General features: G+C 69.7%; 21 protein-coding genes. 8 read left to right on the top strand and 13 right to left on the bottom strand.

Annotated features, from left to right (window positions below; all coding sequences use genetic code 11):
* The first annotated feature begins 232 nt into the window (after positions 1–232).
* A complete protein-coding gene (locus FBZ33_RS18225; protein ID WP_141910002.1) occupies positions 233–421 on the top strand; it encodes a hypothetical protein in 189 nt (62 codons plus the stop codon).
* 57 nt (positions 422–478) lie between these two features.
* Here the strand turns inward: FBZ33_RS18225 and FBZ33_RS18220 are convergent, their stop codons facing one another.
* Entirely contained in the window at positions 479–1,360 is an 882-nt protein-coding gene (locus FBZ33_RS18220; RefSeq protein ID WP_141910001.1) for a fructosamine kinase family protein, read from the bottom strand.
* Positions 1,361–1,568: 208 nt separating this feature from the next.
* Between FBZ33_RS18220 and FBZ33_RS18215 the strand changes: the two genes are divergently transcribed.
* Positions 1,569–1,718: a hypothetical protein gene (locus FBZ33_RS18215; RefSeq protein ID WP_255508937.1), complete on the top strand. Its 150-nt coding sequence runs from the start codon at positions 1,569–1,571 to the stop codon at positions 1,716–1,718.
* A gap of 54 nt (positions 1,719–1,772) precedes the next feature.
* Here FBZ33_RS18215 and FBZ33_RS18210 read toward each other — a convergent pair whose 3' ends face one another.
* From FBZ33_RS18210 to FBZ33_RS18200, 3 genes are all read right to left on the bottom strand, one after another.
* The gene (locus FBZ33_RS18210) at positions 1,773–2,126 is read right to left on the bottom strand and encodes a VOC family protein (protein ID WP_185755333.1); all 354 of its coding nucleotides are present in this window, start codon (positions 2,124–2,126) and stop codon (positions 1,773–1,775) included.
* Between the two features lie 158 nt (positions 2,127–2,284).
* The gene (locus tag FBZ33_RS18205; protein WP_141910000.1) at positions 2,285–3,937 is read right to left on the bottom strand and encodes an RICIN domain-containing protein; all 1,653 of its coding nucleotides are present in this window, start codon (positions 3,935–3,937) and stop codon (positions 2,285–2,287) included.
* Between the two features lie 36 nt (positions 3,938–3,973).
* The gene (locus FBZ33_RS18200; RefSeq protein ID WP_255508936.1) at positions 3,974–5,392 is read right to left on the bottom strand and encodes a family 43 glycosylhydrolase; all 1,419 of its coding nucleotides are present in this window, start codon (positions 5,390–5,392) and stop codon (positions 3,974–3,976) included.
* Between the two features lie 690 nt (positions 5,393–6,082).
* Between FBZ33_RS18200 and FBZ33_RS18195 the strand changes: the two genes are divergently transcribed.
* Positions 6,083–6,370: a hypothetical protein gene (locus tag FBZ33_RS18195; RefSeq protein WP_218906239.1), complete on the top strand. Its 288-nt coding sequence runs from the start codon at positions 6,083–6,085 to the stop codon at positions 6,368–6,370.
* A gap of 129 nt (positions 6,371–6,499) precedes the next feature.
* On the opposite strand, the gene FBZ33_RS18190 is transcribed toward FBZ33_RS18195, so the two are convergent.
* Entirely contained in the window at positions 6,500–6,940 is a 441-nt protein-coding gene (locus tag FBZ33_RS18190; RefSeq protein WP_141909999.1) for a hypothetical protein, read from the bottom strand.
* Between the two features lie 162 nt (positions 6,941–7,102).
* Here FBZ33_RS18190 and FBZ33_RS18185 point away from each other — a divergent pair, with 162 nt between their 5' ends.
* Positions 7,103–9,136, top strand: a complete 2,034-nt coding sequence (locus tag FBZ33_RS18185; RefSeq protein ID WP_141909998.1) for a hypothetical protein — start codon at positions 7,103–7,105, stop codon at positions 9,134–9,136.
* A gap of 91 nt (positions 9,137–9,227) precedes the next feature.
* On the opposite strand, the gene FBZ33_RS18180 is transcribed toward FBZ33_RS18185, so the two are convergent.
* The gene (locus tag FBZ33_RS18180; RefSeq protein WP_141909997.1) at positions 9,228–9,818 is read right to left on the bottom strand and encodes a DinB family protein; all 591 of its coding nucleotides are present in this window, start codon (positions 9,816–9,818) and stop codon (positions 9,228–9,230) included.
* A 139-nt stretch (positions 9,819–9,957) separates the two neighbouring features.
* On the opposite strand from FBZ33_RS18180, the gene FBZ33_RS18175 reads away from it, so the two are divergent.
* Positions 9,958–10,131 (top strand): hypothetical protein, encoded by a 174-nt coding sequence (locus FBZ33_RS18175; protein ID WP_185755332.1) that lies wholly within the window; start codon positions 9,958–9,960, stop codon positions 10,129–10,131.
* A 68-nt stretch (positions 10,132–10,199) separates the two neighbouring features.
* Here FBZ33_RS18175 and FBZ33_RS18170 read toward each other — a convergent pair whose 3' ends face one another.
* Complete coding sequence (locus FBZ33_RS18170; protein WP_221629551.1) at positions 10,200–10,841, bottom strand: DNA alkylation repair protein; 642 nt, start codon at positions 10,839–10,841, stop codon at positions 10,200–10,202.
* A 157-nt stretch (positions 10,842–10,998) separates the two neighbouring features.
* On the opposite strand from FBZ33_RS18170, the gene FBZ33_RS18165 reads away from it, so the two are divergent.
* Together FBZ33_RS18165 and FBZ33_RS18160 are read left to right on the top strand one after the other, a co-directional pair.
* A complete protein-coding gene (locus tag FBZ33_RS18165) occupies positions 10,999–11,391 on the top strand; it encodes a nuclear transport factor 2 family protein (RefSeq protein ID WP_141909995.1) in 393 nt (130 codons plus the stop codon).
* 40 nt (positions 11,392–11,431) lie between these two features.
* Positions 11,432–11,647 carry a hypothetical protein gene (locus FBZ33_RS18160; protein ID WP_141909994.1) on the top strand — a complete coding sequence of 72 codons (216 nt, stop codon included), beginning with the start codon at positions 11,432–11,434 and terminating at the stop codon, positions 11,645–11,647.
* 13 nt (positions 11,648–11,660) lie between these two features.
* On the opposite strand, the gene FBZ33_RS18155 is transcribed toward FBZ33_RS18160, so the two are convergent.
* The 5 genes from FBZ33_RS18155 to FBZ33_RS18135 all read right to left on the bottom strand — a co-directional run bounded on the left by FBZ33_RS18155 (position 11,661) and on the right by FBZ33_RS18135 (position 15,535).
* Complete coding sequence (locus tag FBZ33_RS18155; protein WP_185755331.1) at positions 11,661–12,167, bottom strand: SRPBCC domain-containing protein; 507 nt, start codon at positions 12,165–12,167, stop codon at positions 11,661–11,663.
* Entirely contained in the window at positions 12,164–13,429 is a 1,266-nt protein-coding gene (locus FBZ33_RS18150) for an RNA polymerase sigma factor (protein ID WP_141909992.1), read from the bottom strand. Before FBZ33_RS18150 ends, FBZ33_RS18155 begins: the two co-directional genes overlap by 4 nt.
* Positions 13,426–13,782 carry a YciI family protein gene (locus tag FBZ33_RS18145; protein WP_185755330.1) on the bottom strand — a complete coding sequence of 119 codons (357 nt, stop codon included), beginning with the start codon at positions 13,780–13,782 and terminating at the stop codon, positions 13,426–13,428. Before FBZ33_RS18145 ends, FBZ33_RS18150 begins: the two co-directional genes overlap by 4 nt.
* A 149-nt stretch (positions 13,783–13,931) precedes the next feature.
* Positions 13,932–15,170 carry an MFS transporter gene (locus tag FBZ33_RS18140; protein ID WP_141909990.1) on the bottom strand — a complete coding sequence of 413 codons (1,239 nt, stop codon included), beginning with the start codon at positions 15,168–15,170 and terminating at the stop codon, positions 13,932–13,934.
* 83 nt (positions 15,171–15,253) lie between these two features.
* Positions 15,254–15,535 (bottom strand): hypothetical protein, encoded by a 282-nt coding sequence (locus FBZ33_RS18135; protein WP_141909989.1) that lies wholly within the window; start codon positions 15,533–15,535, stop codon positions 15,254–15,256.
* A gap of 1,034 nt (positions 15,536–16,569) precedes the next feature.
* Between FBZ33_RS18135 and FBZ33_RS18130 the strand changes: the two genes are divergently transcribed.
* Positions 16,570–17,004, top strand: a complete 435-nt coding sequence (locus FBZ33_RS18130) for a VOC family protein (RefSeq protein WP_141909988.1) — start codon at positions 16,570–16,572, stop codon at positions 17,002–17,004.
* 27 nt (positions 17,005–17,031) lie between these two features.
* Here the strand turns inward: FBZ33_RS18130 and FBZ33_RS18125 are convergent, their stop codons facing one another.
* Positions 17,032–18,036: a DUF3800 domain-containing protein gene (locus tag FBZ33_RS18125; protein ID WP_221629478.1), complete on the bottom strand. Its 1,005-nt coding sequence runs from the start codon at positions 18,034–18,036 to the stop codon at positions 17,032–17,034.
* Positions 18,037–18,113: the final 77 nt, after the last annotated feature.

The raw sequence follows: 18,113 nt of genomic DNA, 5'->3' as shown, positions 1-18,113 counted from the left end.
CGGCGCCCATGTAACCCGCGATCCCGACCGTCAGGGAGCCCCTGCGGAAAGGGGTGACGACAGCACCCCCCACAGGGCGGCGGAGCTCGTGCAGAGGCAGTGACCGCCTGTTATGAGCAGATGTCGATCTGGTGCACACCTTCCTCTGCTGTGCGGGAGGGTGCCACAATGGCAGCGGCGTCCAAGCGGTTACCGCTGGGCCCGGGGGAGGGCCTTCCGCAGGAAGCGGACGGTGGGCACGAACCCGGAGGCCGCGATGCACCTTGTTCCCGACGCTGGCGCCATCTCCAGCCTGGTCGATCTGCTCGGTGGTGTGCTGCAGTTGACCGCTGCGATCGTCACCCTGGTGGCCGCCGTCAACGTCCGTGGGCGTCGCCCTGGTTGCGGTCGGGGCGGCGATGATGACGACGCTCGTCCGTGAGACCCGCTCCGACACGACCGCTCGCGCGGTTGCGGCGGTCAACGGTCGGTCCTCTGCTCAGGATCGCGTCCGAAACGGGGCAAGGGTGGCGCGGATCTGCTCGCCCGCACCCCAGTCGTCGTCGAACTGGGCCAGCACGGCGAGGTGTTGTCGCAGCTGGACGACCGGCATGCGGGCCTGCCAGCCGTCGTCCAGCGAGGTCAGGTCCGCGTAGACCTGGAAGAACCGTTGCGCCTCGGGCGGGGGCGAGGTGGACCACACATGGGCGAGGTCGACCTCGGCCCACATGTACGACACGGCCGGGTCGATCAACGCGGGCTGCCCGTCCGGGGTGGCCATGATGTTCTGCGTCCACAGGTCGCCGTGTGTCAGGCACGCGGGCCGGTCCGGCAGCAGGTCCGGCAGTCGGTGACACAGCCGCTCCAGTGCCGCCCGGTCCGCCGCGTCGAGCGCCGCCTCGACGCGGGGCTCCCCGAGCCACCGAAGCAGCCGGTGCTCTGCGAAGAACGCAAACCCGTCGTCATGCCACGTGTTGACCTGGCGGCGGCGGCCCAGCCAGTTGTCGTGGTGCCATCCGAAGCGAGGATGGGTCGTGCTCGTGTGCATGCGGGCGAGCAGGTGCGCCAGCTGCTCCCAGAAGCTCTCGGTGTGCGGCCTCGGGCGCAGCACTGACAACACGAGCAGTTCCGGGTCCGCCAGGAGCACCTCGGGTGTGGCCATGCCGCCGAGTTTGCGTAGGGCGGCCAGCCCTTCGGCCTCCGCGACGAAGACCCCCTCGGCGGGCGCGTCGGCGAAGCCCTTGACGAACACCGACGGGGCGTCCCGACGGGTGGCGATGCCCGCGAGCGCCGCGACCCCGCCCGTCACCGGCTCCACTGTGACGACCTCGCTCATCCCGGCCTGGAGCAGGCGTTCCAGCAGCATCGTCGTCGAGCTCATCAGGACACACCTCTCATCTGCGTGCACCCCTGCCTGCGGCTGCACGCCCCCGGCGGCCACCAGTAACCGCTGTCGGTCCGGCCTTCACGTCGATGTCAGCGTAGGCGGCCACGGTCCTGTGGACACCGCAGCGGTGTCCCGTAGGTTGGTTCTGCGAACACGTGACCGACGGCGGTGGTTGGCCTCCGTCACCGACCAGTGGGGGTGCATGGCACCCGCCGAGATCAAGATCGCTGATTCGTGGGGTGACTCCGCGCGGGGCTGTACCGCGCACGTCGAGGAGGCCCTTCTCAACGTGCGCTCGGTGTTCATCGCCAGCGAGGAACTCGGCGGCCTGGCCGCCTACCTCAACCGCTGACGAGGTCTGCGACAGCCGGCACCTGGCTGGCCCGGCCGCCGCCCTGATCCCTGGTCAGGAACTATGGGCTGCCACGTTGATGACGTTGCCGTCCGGAGCGCGGACGAAGAACCGCCGCACTCCCCAGGGCTCAGTGGTCAGCGGGTGGACGATCGCGTAACCGAGGCGCTGTGCCTCCGCGTAGGCGCCGTCCACGTCGTCCACCTGCACCGAGATGACCGAATCCTCCGGTGCGGACGCGTCGCCGGAGACGAGCTGCACGCTCGCGCCGCTGTCGGGCGAGGTGTAGCGGGCCACCCAGCCCAGGTTGAACTCCTCGTTGCTCAACCCGAGGTAGTCGCTGTAGAAGCCCTTGGCGGCGCTGATGTCAGGCACCGGAAGGTTGGCCAGGACGCGGACGACGCGCACGCGGACCTCCTGCTTCGAGTTGTGGAATCCGCTCATCATCCTGCGTCGTGCGTCCATACCTGCTCATCGCCGCGCGGGGAGTCGGGAGGCAGCGCCGCGGTGGGCCCGCAACGTGCGCGTACCCACCGCCCTTCACCGAGTACGCGAGGGCCAGCCTCTCAACACCAGGTCAGCGTCGAGTTGACCCGGGTGACGTTGCTGATGGTGTTGTTGGCGCCGCCGCAGGGGCTTTGGGTGATGTTGGTGCCGCTGACGGTCAGGTTCTGCAACCGGATGCCGGAGGAGATCGGGAATTCCGTCCGCGACGCGATCCTGATCTCGCCGCCGCCGGTCACCGTTCCGGACACCCCGGCGATGACGACGTTGTAGCAGTTCTCCACCAGGATCGAGTTGTTCCCCGTGTTCGAGATCGTCACCCGGTCGATGACCGCGCCACCGGACTCGGACACGCAGAAGATCCCGCGGCCACCACCGGACGCGATCACGGTTCCGACCCGGATGTTCGTCGGGTACGAGTTGCCCACCCGGCCGTTGCGGTTGGCCATCCGGAACGCCGCGTACCCGGTGCCGGCACCGGCGCCCTGCGCGTCGACCGTGCCGACAGTGGCGTTGATCGTGTCGTTGAGCAGCAGGCCGGAGTCCCGGGTGTTCCGCGCCGTGACCGTTCCGATCGTCAAACCGTCCACGCCGTACGTCTCCACCCCGTGGCTACCGCTCCCCGACACGTACACGGTGTCGATGCGGACGTTGCGCACCTTCACCGCCCGATCGCCACCGTGGTTGTCGATACGGACGCCCAGCCCGGCGGAGAGCCGCATGTCGATCTGCCCGAGAGTCAGGTTGTTCACGTTGCGCATGAAGATCCCGTACAACGGCGACCCGGTCAGCGTCAGGTTCTGCACCTCGACATCCGTGGTCCCCCGCGAATACACCGGCGCCTGATCACCCGAGCCCGACCCGGTCACGTTGATCGTGCCGCACACCGCCAGCGTCGTGTACGACGGCAACGACAACCGCGAACCCGCGCTCACCGAACCGGAGCCACGAACCACCACCCGCTGCTTCGACGTCCGACCAGCCGACAGCGAGTTCACCGCCGCCTGCATCGCCGACAACATGCTCGAACCCGAATAGAGCGTCGACGAGCCGTTACGGGCCGTCCACGTGCTCCCGCTCAGCACGGCCTCGGCGTTGGTCGACCCGCTGCCACAGCCAGGTGGCGTGCTGCCCCCGCCCACCTGGACCATCTGCCACTGCTGGTTCGCACCGTTCTGATCGGTGTACTGACTGATGCGGCCCCCGTCAGCGGTGGACCGCTCCCAGACCTCGACTGCCTTGCCGGAGTGGCGGTTGATCAGCCGGACATGACCGCCGTCGGAATCGAGCACCTGGAACTGCTGGTTGGTGGCGTTGACATCCGGCCACTGGCGGTACTCGGCGCCGTCGGCGGCGCTCCACTCCCAGAGGTCGACGACCTTGCCGCTGTGCCGAGCCTTGAGGCGGTAGTAGCCACTGCCGGACGAGACGAACTGGAACTGTTGCCACACGCCGTCGTTGCGGGACCACTGCTGGATCACCGCGCCGTCCGCCGTCGACGTGTCCGCGACGTCGAGCACCTTGCCGCTGTGCCGGTTGACCAGAACGTAGTAGGCGCTGGTGTCGACGGTCGCCGCCTGTGCCGGCGGCGCGCCGACCAGCACAGCGCCGACGGCACCGACCAGCGCGGTGATCATGGCCAGAACCAGGCCGGTACGCCGGTCGCGGTGGATCGGGCCGTGGCTGGACGGTCTTCTCGTGATGGTGGGGGTCATCGGTGCTCCTGGCTCGATGGGGGAGTGGTCCCGCGGCTATTCCAGGTGGAAGGTGGCGGAGGCGCGCTCGGCGCTCGTGGTCACCGCTTCCAGGTAGAGCAGTCCGTCGCGGTGGCGCACGTACCGGCCGGGGAAGTTCTGTGACTCCAGGGAGACCCCGGTGCTGGCAGCCAGGCCGGATTGGCGGTGGAAGCTCGCGTCGCCGCCGAAGAGCGACGAGCCGTCGCTCCGTTCGACATACAGGGCGTAGCCACGGTGACGCAGGTAGTACCCCGGGAAGTTGGTCGACTCCAACGACACTGTCCCGCCCCCGGCGAGGCCGCTGACGATGCGGAACTGCGAGTCGGCCAGGTTGGCCACGTTGGGCTCGACCCGGGCCCGATAGTCGTAGTGCCGGATGTAGCTGCTGGTCAGATCGTGTGAACGCAGCCGCACCGGTGTGGCCCCGTCGGGCACCGGGATGCCGAAGTTCGGGGTGCCGTCGGCGTTCCAGTACAGCTTCTGCAGCCTCGTCCGCCGGTTCGGATCGTTGAGCGGATCGCCGCTGATGTCACGGTAGTTGCGGTCGTGATAGACCAGGATGTCGCTCTGCCCATCCTCGGAGACGGTGAACGAGTTGTGGCCGGGGCCGTACTGACCGGTGGCGGCGTTGCTGGCGAACACCGGGTTGGGGCTCTTGCTCCAGGCGGCGGCGTCGAGCAGGTTGGCGGTGGCCGAGGCGCTCAGCATCCCGAGGCAGTAGTTGGCGTCCGTGGCGCTGGCCGAGTAGGTCAGGAAGATGCGGCCGTTGCGTTGGATCACCGCCGGTCCCTCGGCGACCCGGTAGCCGCGGGTCTCCCAGTCGTACGTCGGCACGACGAGTCGCGTCACCGTGCCGGTGATCTGCCACGGGTTGGCACCCATCCGGGCGAGGTAGACGTTGGAGTTGTTGGAGATGCCCGGCTCCTGCTGCGCCCAGGTCAGATAACGCACTCCGTTGGCGACGAAGGTCGACGCGTCGAGGCTGAACGTGTCCCACGGTGTCATGATCCGACCACGTTCGGTCCACGACCCGGTCAGCGGATTCGCGCTGGAGTTCTCCAACACGTACATGCGGATCCGCCACACGTCGTCGGTGCGGCCCGCGGCGAAGTAGACGTACCACCGGTTGTTGATGAAATGGATCTCCGGCGCCCAGATGTGGGCGCCCATCTCGCCGCTGGTGTGCCGGTTCCAGATCGTGGTTTCCGCCGCCGTGGCCAGGCCCTGGAGGGTGGTCGCACGTCGCAGCACGATCCGGTCGTACTGCGGCACCGTCGCGGTCATGTAGTAGTAGCCGTCGGTGTGCCGGACGATGTGCGGGTCGGCCCTCTGGTTCACCAGCGGGTTGGTGTAGTTGACCGCCGGTGCGGCGTGCGCCGGCCCGGCCGCCGGCAGGCCGGCTGCCACGGCGAGCACCACCAACACCGCGGCCACGACCGACCGTAGACGTCGGCGGCCGGCAGGCCCCCGGCCGGTTGCCGGGCGGGCAAACGGATCGGTTGGGTGGAGTGGCAGCGGCATCTGTCCTCCGTACGGTTGGTGAGCGACTCATCGGCGCAGGTGGTGCCGGCCGGTGGCGTCGTGGCCGATCAGGTCGACGCCGAGCAGCACGTGGGACCGGAACCGGCCGCGACGCCCGGGTGACGGCGCCGCCAGCCTGCGGCGCCCCGCCGGGGTCGATGCGCGAGTGAATCGCGAGATATGACGGTGGCGTTGCGCCCAGGTTGCGGTCTCAGTGTTGGCGCTAACATCGACAGGTGTCAAGGTGTCAAGGTGTCTGGTTGGCGCCCGAGATGTACTCGTCGAACGCGGCAACCTCTTCGTCGGTAATGTGAGGGCGATGTCGTTGAGGTCGAAACCACCCTCCGGCACACCAAGCGCACCTGCGGCCCCGGCTCGCGCCATGGACAGCACCTCACGCGTCCGGCGGGTACGACCGACCTCCACATCGCCATCGGGCCCGTCGATCAGCACGACGTAGGAACGGTCCGCCAGGTGGCGCACCCGTGCACGCACTCTTTTCGGTTGGTCGCCCATCCGCTGATAGTGCCCTTTGCGCACCAGGCGCGTCACGGGGAGCCGCGGTGGCGCAAATGGGCGCGGTCCGGGATATCCTTGCCGCATATGGCTACCTTTCGCAGCGCCTCAGTGCTCCTTTCGTCGGATGGCACCAGGACCCCCGGCACCGCCGCTCTCTTCGCCGAGCCCGCCCGCAGGGGCGGGGTCCCGCCGTGGGCAGGTGACTTCCGACCTGCCAACAGCGCCGGCAACGGCCCCAAGAACGCGGTCGGGAAGACCTTCACGTTGGAGCTGCCCGACGGCAGCACCGGCAAGGTCGTCGTTCAGGGCCTCAAGAGCGGAAAGGGAGGCGTCGTTCTGGCGCTGATGGGCCAGGACGCACCCCCTTTCTGAGCAAGACTGCTACCCACCGGCCGGTCAGCGACCTGCCGATGCCAATGCGTCCGGACAGCGTCCGGACGCATTGCCGTACCCGTGGCGGGGCGGTCCTGGCCGGCGACGTTCCGCCGACCAGGTCGCCAGTCAGCGGCGGCCGGTGGCCAGAGCGACGAGATACTGGCCGCCGCCCGCGTCGACGCTCGCGGTCACCGGCAGCCCGGGCGCCAGCCGGGAAAACCGGTCGACCAGCCAGTCCGCCGCCTCCTGGGCGTCCTTCCTGCTCGGGCAACGGGCCACCAACTCCCGGCCGCCCTTGCGCTCAAGCCTCTCGGCGACGGTGATCAGCGGCGCGGGCTCCACCACGTGCAGACGGTCCGGCCAGGCGATGACCACTTTGACGGCGCCCTTGCGGGTGTTGCAGGCGCGGTGCGCAAGCCGTTCGACGACCTTGGCCTTCTTGTCGGCGGTGCGGCTGTCGACGCTGGGCCCACGCGGGTCGTTCACCGACATGTCAGCGTCGACCGGCTCGTCGCACACCCAGCATCGCCAGTTGTCACGCCGGGCGACGTCATCGAGAAGACTCATCCGAGCAAACTAGCCTGTCAGCCCGCGGCCAACGACAGACGGAGCCCTCGGCGCAGTCGCACTGCTCCTTCAGGGTGCCTGCTCATCCACGGGCGTCGTGCTGGTTGCTGAGATTCCTTCACGAGCGTAGGAAGAACACCACCTGCGTCGAAGGAGATGCGTGTGACCACAATTAGAAGGCTCCGTCTCGCCGTGTCCGTGCTGGTGACCGCGGGCACCGTCCTGTTCGGGGCGTCGGCTGCTGCGGCACCGCCCGCCACTCCTGCACCGACCGGGCAGCAGGCCTGCGACCCGATCGACCCGACGGCCTGCCTGCTGCCCTTCCCGAACGACTACTTCACCGTGCCGGACCGGACCAGCCCCACCGGTAAGCGGGTGCGGCTCGCGGCCGCCGCGATGCCCGCCAACGTGCAGGGGACCCCGATCGACCCGACGGAATGGAACCGGCAGGACGGGTTCAGCCCGGGCTCGCCGATCCTGGTGCGCGTGCCCGGCCTCGACGCCACGGCGACCGGGATCGCGCCGGTCACCGACATCGGCCGCTCGCTGGCGCCGGACGCGCCGATCGTGCTGATCAACGCGCGGACCGGTGAGCGCACGCCGTACTGGGCCGAGCTGGACGCGCACGCGACCGGCGAGCCCGACCGGCAGGTGCTGATCATCCGACCTGCGGTGGCGCTGACCGAGGGCACCCGCTACGTCGTCGGCCTGCGCGGCATGCGCGACGGCAACGGGGCGTCGATCCCGGCACCGAAGGCGTTCAGGGCGTACGTGACTGGTGCCGGCCTCAGCCATCGGGACAGCCGTGCGCCGCAGATGAAGCGGATCCTCGCCGACCTGACCCGCACCGGGGTCAAACGGCACAGCCTCTACCTGGCCTGGGACTTCACGGTGGCCAGCCGGCAGGGTCTGACCGGGCGGATGCTGGCGGTCCGCGACAGCGCGTTCGCCAGCCTCCGTCGAGCCGCACCGTCGTTCACCGTCACCCAGGTGACCGACTACCCACCGGAGCAGGAGCCGCTGATCGCCCGGCAGGTGACCGGCACCATCGGCGTACCGTCCTATCTGACCGGCGACGGCGGGCCGGGCTCCCGGCTTCACTACGGGCCCGCTGGCGGCACCGGGACGCCGCAGACGCCGAACGCCCTGCCCACGCCGTCCGGCGCGACGATCGCGGCGGACTTCGTCTGCAACATCCCGCGCAGCGCCTCCGCCGCGAAGCCGGCACACCTGTCGCTCTACGGCCATGGCCTGCTCGGCAAGCCGACCGAGATCAACGCCGGCAACGTCAGGACGATGTCGAACACCCACAACTTCACCTTCTGCGCGACCAGTTGGATCGGGATGGCCGCCGGTGACGTCCCCTACGTGGCCGGTGCCTTCGCCGACCTCAGCGCCTTTCCCGCCGTGGCGGACCGGTTGCAGCAGAGCTTCCTGAACTTCCTGTTCCTGGGCCGCACGATGATCCACCCGGGCGGGTTCGCCGCCCACCCAGCGTTCCGGGACGCCACCGCACGACCGCTGATCAACCTGGCCGGCGGGCTGCACTACGACGGCAACAGCCAGGGTGGCATCAACGGTGGTGCCCTCACCGCCATCGCCCAGGACTGGACCCGCTCGGTGCTCGGCGTACCGGCGATGAACTACTCCACGCTGCTGCAGCGCAGCGTGGACTTCGCCCCGTTCCAGTCGGTCATGGACGGCTACTACCCGGACAAGGTCGACCAACAGCTGATCCTCGCGCTGCTGCAGATGTTGTGGGACCGGTCCGAGGCCAACGGGTACGCCCAGCACATGACCGACCGGCCATTGCCCGGCACCCCACCGCACCAGGTCCTGATGCACGTGGCCTTCGGTGACCAGCAGGTCTCGCCCGCCGCAGCGGAGGTCCAGGCGCGCACCATCGGGGCTCGCCTGCACACACCCGCGCTCGCCGACGGTTGGTCATCGGACGTGCGTCCGTACTGGGGCATCGCGCCGATCCGCCGCTACCCGTACACCGGCTCGGCGCTCGTGGTCTGGAACAGCGGCGCGGCGTACGCGCCACCGCCGACGAACCTCGCCCCGGCCGGGCCGGAGTACGGGGAGGATCCGCACGAGTTCCCACGTGCCCAGGCCGGAGCCCAGAGACAGAAGGCCGCCTTCCTGCTCACCGGCAAGGTCATCGACGTCTGCGCGCGGACGCCCTGCCCGTGACCCGCTCTGCCGCCCTGCGGGGCGCGAACCTTTCCTGACGTCACGCGCCGCCCGCCGCAGATCCGCGGTGGGCGGCGCGTTCGTGGGTGCCCTAGGCGAAGCGGTCCGCGAGCTTCGTCAGCTTGGCGACGTACGCCGACCAGTCGTAGTCGTCCGGGATGTTGGTGTTGTCCTGCCGCAGGCCGATCGCCGAGTCGTGCTGCTCGCGGATGATGTCGGCATGCCCAGCGTGACGGGCGAGGTCGCAGGTCACGTGGATGATGATCCGCTGCAGCGTCACGTCCTGCCGGCCTGGGCGCCACCACGGCACCTGCCCCGGCGCGTCGAGCGGCAGCTGGTCGATCGTCTGGTCGGCGAACACCCCGACCCGGCGATACAGATCGATCAGGCCGTCCTTGGTCTCGTCCTCGCTCGCGTACCAGTCTGCCTGTGGGTCCTCGTCGAACGCCTGCACGGGGACGAGTTCCTCCGGCGTCGGGAACTCGCGCCCGAAGGTGGGCCCGAAGTAGCCGGCTTCGACATTGAGGCAGTGCTTGATGATGCCCAGCAGGTTGGTGCCGGTCGCGGTGCGGGGCATTCTCGCATCGCGTTCGCTCAGCCCGTCGAGCTTCCAGATCAGGTCGTCGCGATTTTCCTTCAGGTAGAGGTGCAGCGCAGCTTTCGCATCGCTCAGGTCAGCCATGACCGCCAGTCTTCCTCAGGGCCGCGCCAGCGTGGGGGGCGGCGACGTTTGCAAGATCAGCATGCGGTCAGTGTGCGGGCGGCAACGCATCGAGAGCATGTCCGCGTAGCGCCACAGCTGCTCCCGGGCCCCGCGTCTCGTGCCAAGCCGGCAGTGGGCGGGCGACGAGATCGCCGACATGTTCCAGCGCTTCGAGGAGAACACCGACTTCGTCGACGTGGCCGCTCTGCGGGCGCAGTACCCGGGAGTGGCCTGGCACAGCTACGCCGACTGGGCCAGGACGGTCGACTGGGACCGGGTGCTCAAGGGCTGACGACGGGGCGCGGGGAGGTCCGGGCCCTCCCCGCGCCGCCACCACCATGCGCTCGATCGGCGCACTGGTCAGGTGTGCGCGCGGCGCACCATCTCGTTGATCCAGGTGGGCGCGTATGGAGACGTGCAGCCCGGGGATGTCGGGTAGTCCTTGAGCACCGCCAGACGTTCGCCGATGTCGATCGCGCGAGCGCGGTGCGCGGCGTGCTCGATCCCGATCTGGGCCAGGCAGTGGTTCATCGCCCACTGGAGGCGATCCGGCGCGTCCTTCATCTCGCTCTCGATGACGTCGAGCAGCCTCGGCAGGTCGAGGCTCTCGGGCTTCTTCGTCACGCGTTCGGTGGTCAGCGCCCAGCCGGCGCTCGCGACCACCGGGTCCGGGTCGGCACACCAGGCCAGGCGCAGCTCCTCGGCGTGCGGGCTCTTCTTCACCACGTAGTTCACGAGCCAGTCGTGCACCTTGGGCGCGCGTGCCTCGCGCACCATGACGTCCAGCTCGGCACGCTCGAACGCCCTGGGACGGCAGATCAGGAGCGACAGCAGTCTCGCCGCTGTGTCGCCGGTCCTCCAGAGCTGGCGGGCGAGTTCCTGCTGCGTCTTGAGCCGCTTGGCGACAGCACGAAGCTTGCCGAGGTGCACACCGTGGTCGTCACCGTGTTTCGCGTTCACCTCGCGTGTCCGGTGGTCCTCCAGCGCGGCCAGTTCGGCCATCACCTCGGCCAGCACCGTGTCAGTCGGCGTCGTCGCGGTCACCGCAGCCTCCAGCTGTTCGGGTGTGAGATGCACCTTACGACGCAGTGGACCGGTGATGACCTGCGGCTGGTCGGTTCCTGCCGCGCGTGGCCCGTCGAATGGCACAGTGATGTCCATGGACAGGACGCACGTCAACGAATGGCTCACCGCGTACGAGCGGCTGTGGCGGACGCCCGGCACGAATGCCCTGGTAACTCTCTTCACCGAGGATGCGAGCTACCAGCAGGGGCCCTACTGGACACCTGTCGTCGGTCTGCCGGCCATCGCCCAGATGTGGAAGAAACAGCGCAAAGGCCCCGACGAGGTGTTCCGGATGACCAGCGAGATCGTCGCGGTCGACGGTGACACCGCCGTGTCGCGTCACGAGGTCCGCTACGGCGACCCGGTCGAGCAGGAGTACCGCGACCTGTGGGTCATGCGGTTCGCCGAGGACGGACGTTGCCGGTCGTTCGAGGAGTGGCCGTTCTGGCCGGGACAGCAGCCGGCCAACCCTCCGGACGGTTCGTGACCCGAGGCCCCGGTGGCTGGGGGCGGACTATCGTGATTCCGTGAGTACCCGACACGTGCCCGCGCCGATCGGTGACCTGCCGCCGATCGGGCGACCAGCGACCAGCGCTCTGCTCGAAGCCGGCATCACCACGCTCGCCCAGGTGGCCACCCACAGCCGCCGCAATCTGCTGGCCATGCACGGGGTGGGGCCGAAGGCGGCCGACATCCTGGCCGCCGCGCTGGCCGAGCAAGGGCTGGCCTTCGCGGCTTCGTAGGAGGGCCGCTGACTCAGTCGGGCGGGTTGGCGCAGAGCGCCTCCAGCCGTTCCAGCGTCTCGGTCATGCTCGTGATCCAGGCGCGCCCGCCGTCCATCGCCGCCTGCTCGTCGGCCGGCAGCTGGGAGCAGTCATAGATTTCGGTCACGATGGTCGCGTCCGGGCCGTCGGGCGTCAGCTCGTAGGTCCACCGGTGTCCCCATCGCGTCCGAGCAGTGGCGCCGGGTGCGGTGTCCGGGTGGCCTCGGCCCGGCTCCGGTGTCCAGCCGATGCGCCGGTTCACCTCGTACTCGACGACGTGGTTGTTCATCTCGTAGTCGCCATACCGCGAGTAGTGCATCCTCATCACGAAGACGTCGCCGACGGCGGCGACCACCGCATCCGATACGGCACCCCGCAGCATCCCGGAGCCGTCGAGATCGGTGTGTCGCCGAGGATCCGCGAGGATCCGGAAGATGTCGGCCGCTGGCGCGGCGATCCGCCGGGACACCGCGACGGGCTCGGCCCGACCACCTGTCACCGGCACGCCTCCTCGAAGGTGATCGTCGCCGACGCCTGGCGCTGGACGTCGCCGAGCCGTTCGCTGAGGAAGGCGCGTTCGACAGTGTTGTCGGTGTGGGCCAGGGCCTCCTGGTAGGCGTCCGCCGCCGGCGCCCAGCGGTCGAGTTGGCGCAGGAAGTCACCACGGGCGGCGCTGAGGTAGCCGTAGGTGGCCAGGACCGGTTCGGCGAGCAGTGGCGTCAGTGCGTCGAGACCGGCCTGCGGGCCGTCGCGCAGACCCACGGCCACGGCACGGTTGAGCTCGACCACCGGCGAGGGCCAGAGCTGGAGCAGGACGTCGTACAGCCCGACGATCTCCGCCCAGTCGGTGCCCTGCCAGGTCGGCGCCTCGGCGTGCACGGCGGCGATCGCGGCCTCGACTGCGTAACGTGTCGGCGGTCTGCGACACAGGGCGACGGTCACCAGGGCGACCCCCTCGCTGATGAGCCGGGTGTCCCAACGCCCGCGGTCCTGCTCCGAGAGCAGTTGCAGCCGACCGGTGGCCGACAGGCGACTGTCGTCACGCGCATGGATGAGCAGCAGCAGCGCGAGCAGGCCGCTGATCTCCGTGTCGGTCGGCATGAGCAGGTGCAGCATGCGAGCGAGGTTGATCGCGCTGTCGACCAGGTCACGGCGGACAAGGTGCCCGCCGCTCGGCGCCGTGTGGCCGGTGGTGAAGATCAGATGGACGACTTCGAGGACGGCGCTGACCCGCCCGGCGAGGTGGTCGGGCGACGGCACACGGTACGGGATACGGGCAGTGGTGATCTTCTTCTTGGCCCGGGTGATCCGTGCGGCCATTGTGGGCTCCGGCACCAGGAACGCACGGGCCACTTCCGCCGTGGACAGCCCGCACACCAGCCGCAGTGTCAGCGCGACCTGGGCGTCGCGGGACAGGGCCGGATGAGAGCAGGTGAAGACGAGTCGGAGCCGGTCGTCATCGAGGCCGTCCTCGGGGCCGGGCACCGACTGGTCGGTCACCAGCTGCGGTAGAGCCCGACGCAACGCCGACTCGCGGCGCAGCACATCCAGCGCCCGGTTGCGGGCGGTGGTTGTCAGCCACGCACCGGGACGATCGGGGATGCCGATCTGCGGCCAGACCCGCAGCGCCTGGGCGTAGGCGTCCTGGGTGCACTCCTCCGCGAGATCGAGGTCCCGGGTCAGGCGTGCCGTCGCGGCCAGCAACTGGGTCCAGTCGCGGCGGTGCGCCTGCGCGACCGCCGCGACCACCTCGGCGCTCATCCGTGATCGACCACCGGACGGATCTCCACCCCGCTGTGCCCGGCGGAGACCTCGTACAGCCGCGAGGCCAGGCTGATCACCTCGTCTAGGTCGGGGGCTTCGATCAGGTAGTAGCCGCCCACCGCCTCCTTGGTCTCCAGGAACGGCCCGTCCGTGATGGCCAGCCGTCCGTGCGGGTCGGTGCGCAGTGTGGTCGCGACGGCAGCCGGCTCCAACTGCTGGCCGTCGAGGAAGGCCGGACCGGCTGCGGCGCAGAAGGCGCCGTGGGCCTCGTCACGCTTCCGCATCTCCTGCTGTGACATCGCGGCCCACTGCCGTTCGTCGCCGTGGATGAGGATCAGGTACTTCGCCATGTCGCGCATCCCATCGTGTGGAGCCCCGCCGGGCCCGCCTACCTCACCGACGAGTCAACCTGATCGCCGATCGACAAACGAGGGGATCAATTTTGCCGGGTGGGATGGCCGGCGGCGGTGCCCGCCGGTCCACCGCTCTGTCGCGCGGTTCACACCCGGGTTTGGACGGGTTCCGCGGCGGCGTCGAGCGGCAGGTCGCGCAGCCGCCGGATCGGGGTCGACAGGTAGATGATGGGCGACAGCACGGTGAGGGCACCGAAGATCAACAGGGTGGTACGCGCGCCGAGTGGCCCGGCCAGGAGGCCGGCAAGCAGGCTGCCGAGCGGGATGGCGCCCCAGGAGACGAACTTGACCGTGGCGATCACCCGCGACAGGAGGTCCGGCGGGCTGGCGAGCATCCGGTAGGTGCGGGTGGTCACGCTGAGCACCACCGAGGAGCCGGCGAAGACGAGGTTCCCGACGGCGAAGGCGAGATAGGCGGCGGTGCCGCTGCCCAGCGGAATGACGAGCGCCCCGGCCACCCCGACGACGGCCGCGATGACCAGGCCGCGTGCGGTGCCGACCCGGTCGGTGAACCGGGTTGTCAGCGCGGCGCCGACGAGCGTGCCGAGTCCGTCGGCGGCGAGAAGCAGCCCGACCATGAGTGGCGACGCGTGCAGCTCGCGTACCAGGTAGTAGGGGAAGAGCGCGAGCATCCCGCCGCAGACGAAGTTCGTCGCTGTGGCGTCCCACATGGAGGGTCCGATGATCGGGTGTCGGAGCACGAAGTGCCAGCCCTCGCGGATCATCGTGACCATCGGTGGCCGCTCGGCCGGGCGCAGCAGGCGCCGGGCCGGAAGGGTGCGCAGCAGCACGGCGGAGATCAGGTAGCTGACGGCGTCCACGAACAGCGTCGGCACCGCGCCCAGCAGCTGCACCGCGAGCCCGCCCAGGGACGGCCCGCCGAGCTGGGTGGCGGCATAGGTGCCGGAGTTGAGGCTGTTGCGCGCCTGCAACTGCGCGGCCGGCACGATCTCCGGCAGGAAGGTCTGGTTCGCCACGTCGAACAGCACGTTGGCGAAGCTCACGACCAGGGCGACCACGATCAGTTGGACCACCGTCAGGGCGTCGAACCACCAGGCCAGGGGCACTGACGCGATGGCGAGGGCCCGGATCAGGTCCAGGGCGACCTGCGTGCCGCGCAGCGGCACGCGCTGCACGATCACCCCCGCCGGCAGGCTGATCAGCAGGTACGCGAGGTAGCCGGCCGCCGTGATCAGACTCATTTCGAGGGCCGAGGCGTCCAGCACGGTCAGCGCGGTGAGCGGCAGGGCGACCCCACCGATCGCCGAACCGAGGTGACTGGTCGTGCTGGCGCCCCACCAGCGCCAGAAGGCAGTAAGTCTCATAATGGAACTCACTATAGGGGCGCGTGCGGCGGGAGCACCACGACCAAGCGCCCCGTCCGTTGTGGACGGGGCGCTTGGTCGGTTCAGCCAAGTTGCGGGTCGAAAGCCGATTGGTCCTCGTGAGCCGTCGACGCCGAAGTGGCTACCTCGATCCGGGGTGACCGGTCCGGCGGAAGGTGGGCAGGGTCGGCGATCACGACCACATCCACTTCACCGTCGATCATCTGCTGCTCGACGGTCTCCCAGGGTGCCCGGACGATTCCGTTCAACCGGTAGTCGTGTCGACGAAGGTGTGCGAGACACATCGCGACGGCGGGCTCCGACGGTTCGATGTCGGCGGGGATCCAGACAACGGCTATTTCCATGATCTCTCCTGATCAACGTCGTGGACACGGCTGACTGATCAGGGGTTGCCGCGGCGGCGGAGGGCCCCGCTCCACGGGCCGGCTGGTGGAGCGCATGTCAACGGCGGCGACAGTGAGCCCCCGGGACAGCGGCGAGATGGGTGGCGGATGTTCAGCCGCCGACGTCGGAGAATCGGCACCGCTGGCGCCGACGCCCGCGGGCGCGGACGCGACAGCCAGCACGAATGCCGGCAGCCCCGACTCGGGGCGAGCCGGTGGGCGCGGCGTCGGCGCGGGGACCGCGATCATCGACACCTGCGTGTGACCCGCCGTCCGGGCCCGATCCCGCGCGCGGCGTTCGACGCTGCCGTGGGAGTTGCCCCGGGACACCGTCGCCGTCCCGGAGGTCGACGGTGCTGGCGGTGCCGACGGCGACGGCGGCGAGGCAGCCCGGGAAGCCGAAGCGGACGGGACGGGGGCGGTGGGCGGCGACGACGACGACGGCACGCTTGGCCGCCGGGTCGGGATGGCGGCCGGAAGCCTGGCCGACGTCGAAGGCTGGGGGATGGCTGACGGCAGCGACAGGGGAGTGGCTGACGGCAGCGGCAGGGGAGTGATTGACGGCAGCGGCAGGGGGATGGACAGCGGCGACTCGACCACGTCGGGCAACAACGCCTCGATGAGATTCGGTGAAGTGGCGGCCGTCGCGGGGTGGGGACCGGTCGGCACTGGCACTGGCACCGGCAGTGACGACGTCGAGTCAGCGCGAGCGGGGTCAGCGCCGAGAGCCACGCCCAGTGCCACCGCACCGAGCGCGACCGCGGGCAGGCTGTGCCTCAGGCGCATCGCACAGGGGCCGTTGAGAGCCGTGTCGCCAGCCGTGCCCGGTCCGAGTCACCGGTCCGGCACCGCTGGCCGAGCGGTCGCTCCTCGCTCCCTGTCGTGCGGTCCATCTGCGTTGCTTGCCCCCGGAAAACGCGGGCTACACCTTCCATCGCGCCGCACCTGGTCAGAGGCCGGTCCACGGATGACGACGCACCCTCTATGGTGGACCGATGGCGACGGTAAGGCAGGTCCAGATCACCTTCGACTGCGCGGAACCTGAGCGCGTCGCTCGTTTCTGGTGCGAGGTGCTGGGCTACGTCGTGCCGCCTCCGCCGGAGGGGTTCGCCTCGTGGGAGGAATTCGATCGCACGCTGCCGCCCGAGCGTCAGGGTGCCGCGTTCGCGTGCGTCGACCCTTCGGGTGTGGGCCCTCGACTGTTCTTCCAGCGCGTTCCCGAAGGCAAGGTCGTCAAGAACCGGGTGCACCTCGACGTGCGGGTCGGCACCGGGCTGGTGGGTGAGGAGCGCCTGGCCGCACTGGAGGCGGAATGCGCGCGACTGATCCCCCTCGGCGCGGCACGTGTGCAACTGCTGCGGGCCGACGGCGAGAACGAGTCGTGCCTCGTCATGCAGGACGTCGAGGGCAACGAGTTCTGTCTCGACTGAGAGCGCCGGGGACGCGTCGGTAAGGCGTCACACCACGGGATCGCGCGGTGGCGGCGGCTGACGGAGAGCGTCGCCGATGATCCCGGGCCTGCGCCGTGCCACCCCCGCGAGGAGGTCCGCGACCTGGATGCGCGGATCGTCACGGGAGTCGACCATGACGAGCCCAGCCAGGGGTGACACTCCGTCCGGCAGAGCCCAGGTCGTGTCGGCTGCCGCCGACGGGGCGCCACCGCCGGCCATCATCCGCTGGAGGCGGGTCAGTCGATCGGCCGTCAGGGCACTCTGCTCGTCGTGGGTCACCAGCACCTGCCGCTGGCCGCCGCTCCAGGACAGGACCGTCTCCGCCAGCGCCGGCAGCAGCGGTTCCAGTGGTGGGGGCACCGACCGGTCGTCGTCGAGCCGGGCCACCACGGCCCGCACATGGCCCGGGTTGAGCCCGTCGAGGACGGCGTCGGCCGCCGCGCCGAGCCTGCGGTGCAGCAGCGCGTCCCGGGCCTGGAAGAACCGCTGTACCGACTGCCGTACCGGCACCCGCCGCTTCATCCGGACGAGGTCGACGAACGCTGCCAGGAAGGCACTCCAGTCGCTGCCGGCCGAGTGTCTGGCCGTGTAGAGGGCGAGAGCGGTCGGCCGCTGGTCGAGGGCCAGCCGGGTGCCGGCCGCGTACGACGGCTCGGCCAGCAGGAAGTCGACGATCCGGGTGACGAGGAAGAACTCCTTGTCGATCAGGTGGACGTGCGCGCGACCGGTCAGCGCGGTCAGGAACCACTCCAGGGCTTCGTCGGCACCCGAGCCGCGCAGGAACCGCCCGGACTTGAGCTCGTGTGGTGAGAACCGGAACCCCGACCGCAGCTCGGTGATGAGCGCGACGGCCTCATCGACCATCAGGTCGACACTCGCGTGCGTGATCACCGGAGCGGTCGAGTGCAGCAGGTTGGTGCCCGAGAATCCCGACTCGTCGCAGGCGATCTCCACGACGGCGCCCACCACCGCGTCCCGCAGCGGCAGCCCGCCCTGAAGTGGCGATCTCACCCGCGAGCTCCCGCCATGCCGACCATGGTCATGCCTGCGCCCGCACAGGACAACCCGATTGTGTACGGCAGGGCGAG

This window comes from Micromonospora sp. A202 (assembly GCF_006715105.1).
GTDB lineage: Bacteria > Actinomycetota > Actinomycetes > Mycobacteriales > Micromonosporaceae > Micromonospora > Micromonospora zamorensis.
The sequence above is the reverse complement of the archived record's forward strand: the minus strand, read 5'-3'. Positions and strand labels throughout refer to the sequence as shown.

What these genes read in the sequence shown, in the direction of transcription:
- FBZ33_RS18130 (WP_141909988.1), top strand. Translation starts at nt 16,570, where the DNA reads ATGGCGACGGTAAGGCAGGTCCAGATCACCTTCGACTGCGCGGAACCT.
- FBZ33_RS18190 (WP_141909999.1), bottom strand. Translation starts at nt 6,940, where the DNA reads ATGAGTCTTCTCGATGACGTCGCCCGGCGTGACAACTGGCGATGCTGG.
- FBZ33_RS18195 (WP_218906239.1), top strand. Translation starts at nt 6,083, where the DNA reads ATGGCTACCTTTCGCAGCGCCTCAGTGCTCCTTTCGTCGGATGGCACC.
- FBZ33_RS18205 (WP_141910000.1), bottom strand. Translation starts at nt 3,937, where the DNA reads ATGACCCCCACCATCACGAGAAGACCGTCCAGCCACGGCCCGATCCAC.
- FBZ33_RS18135 (WP_141909989.1), bottom strand. Translation starts at nt 15,535, where the DNA reads ATGGAAATAGCCGTTGTCTGGATCCCCGCCGACATCGAACCGTCGGAG.
- FBZ33_RS18145 (WP_185755330.1), bottom strand. Translation starts at nt 13,782, where the DNA reads ATGGCGAAGTACCTGATCCTCATCCACGGCGACGAACGGCAGTGGGCC.
- FBZ33_RS18140 (WP_141909990.1), bottom strand. Translation starts at nt 15,170, where the DNA reads ATGAGACTTACTGCCTTCTGGCGCTGGTGGGGCGCCAGCACGACCAGT.
- FBZ33_RS18220 (WP_141910001.1), bottom strand. Translation starts at nt 1,360, where the DNA reads ATGAGCTCGACGACGATGCTGCTGGAACGCCTGCTCCAGGCCGGGATG.
- FBZ33_RS18170 (WP_221629551.1), bottom strand. Translation starts at nt 10,841, where the DNA reads ATGGCCGAACTGGCCGCGCTGGAGGACCACCGGACACGCGAGGTGAAC.
- FBZ33_RS18180 (WP_141909997.1), bottom strand. Translation starts at nt 9,818, where the DNA reads ATGGCTGACCTGAGCGATGCGAAAGCTGCGCTGCACCTCTACCTGAAG.
- FBZ33_RS18165 (WP_141909995.1), top strand. Translation starts at nt 10,999, where the DNA reads ATGGACAGGACGCACGTCAACGAATGGCTCACCGCGTACGAGCGGCTG.
- FBZ33_RS18215 (WP_255508937.1), top strand. Translation starts at nt 1,569, where the DNA reads ATGGCACCCGCCGAGATCAAGATCGCTGATTCGTGGGGTGACTCCGCG.
- FBZ33_RS18150 (WP_141909992.1), bottom strand. Translation starts at nt 13,429, where the DNA reads ATGAGCGCCGAGGTGGTCGCGGCGGTCGCGCAGGCGCACCGCCGCGAC.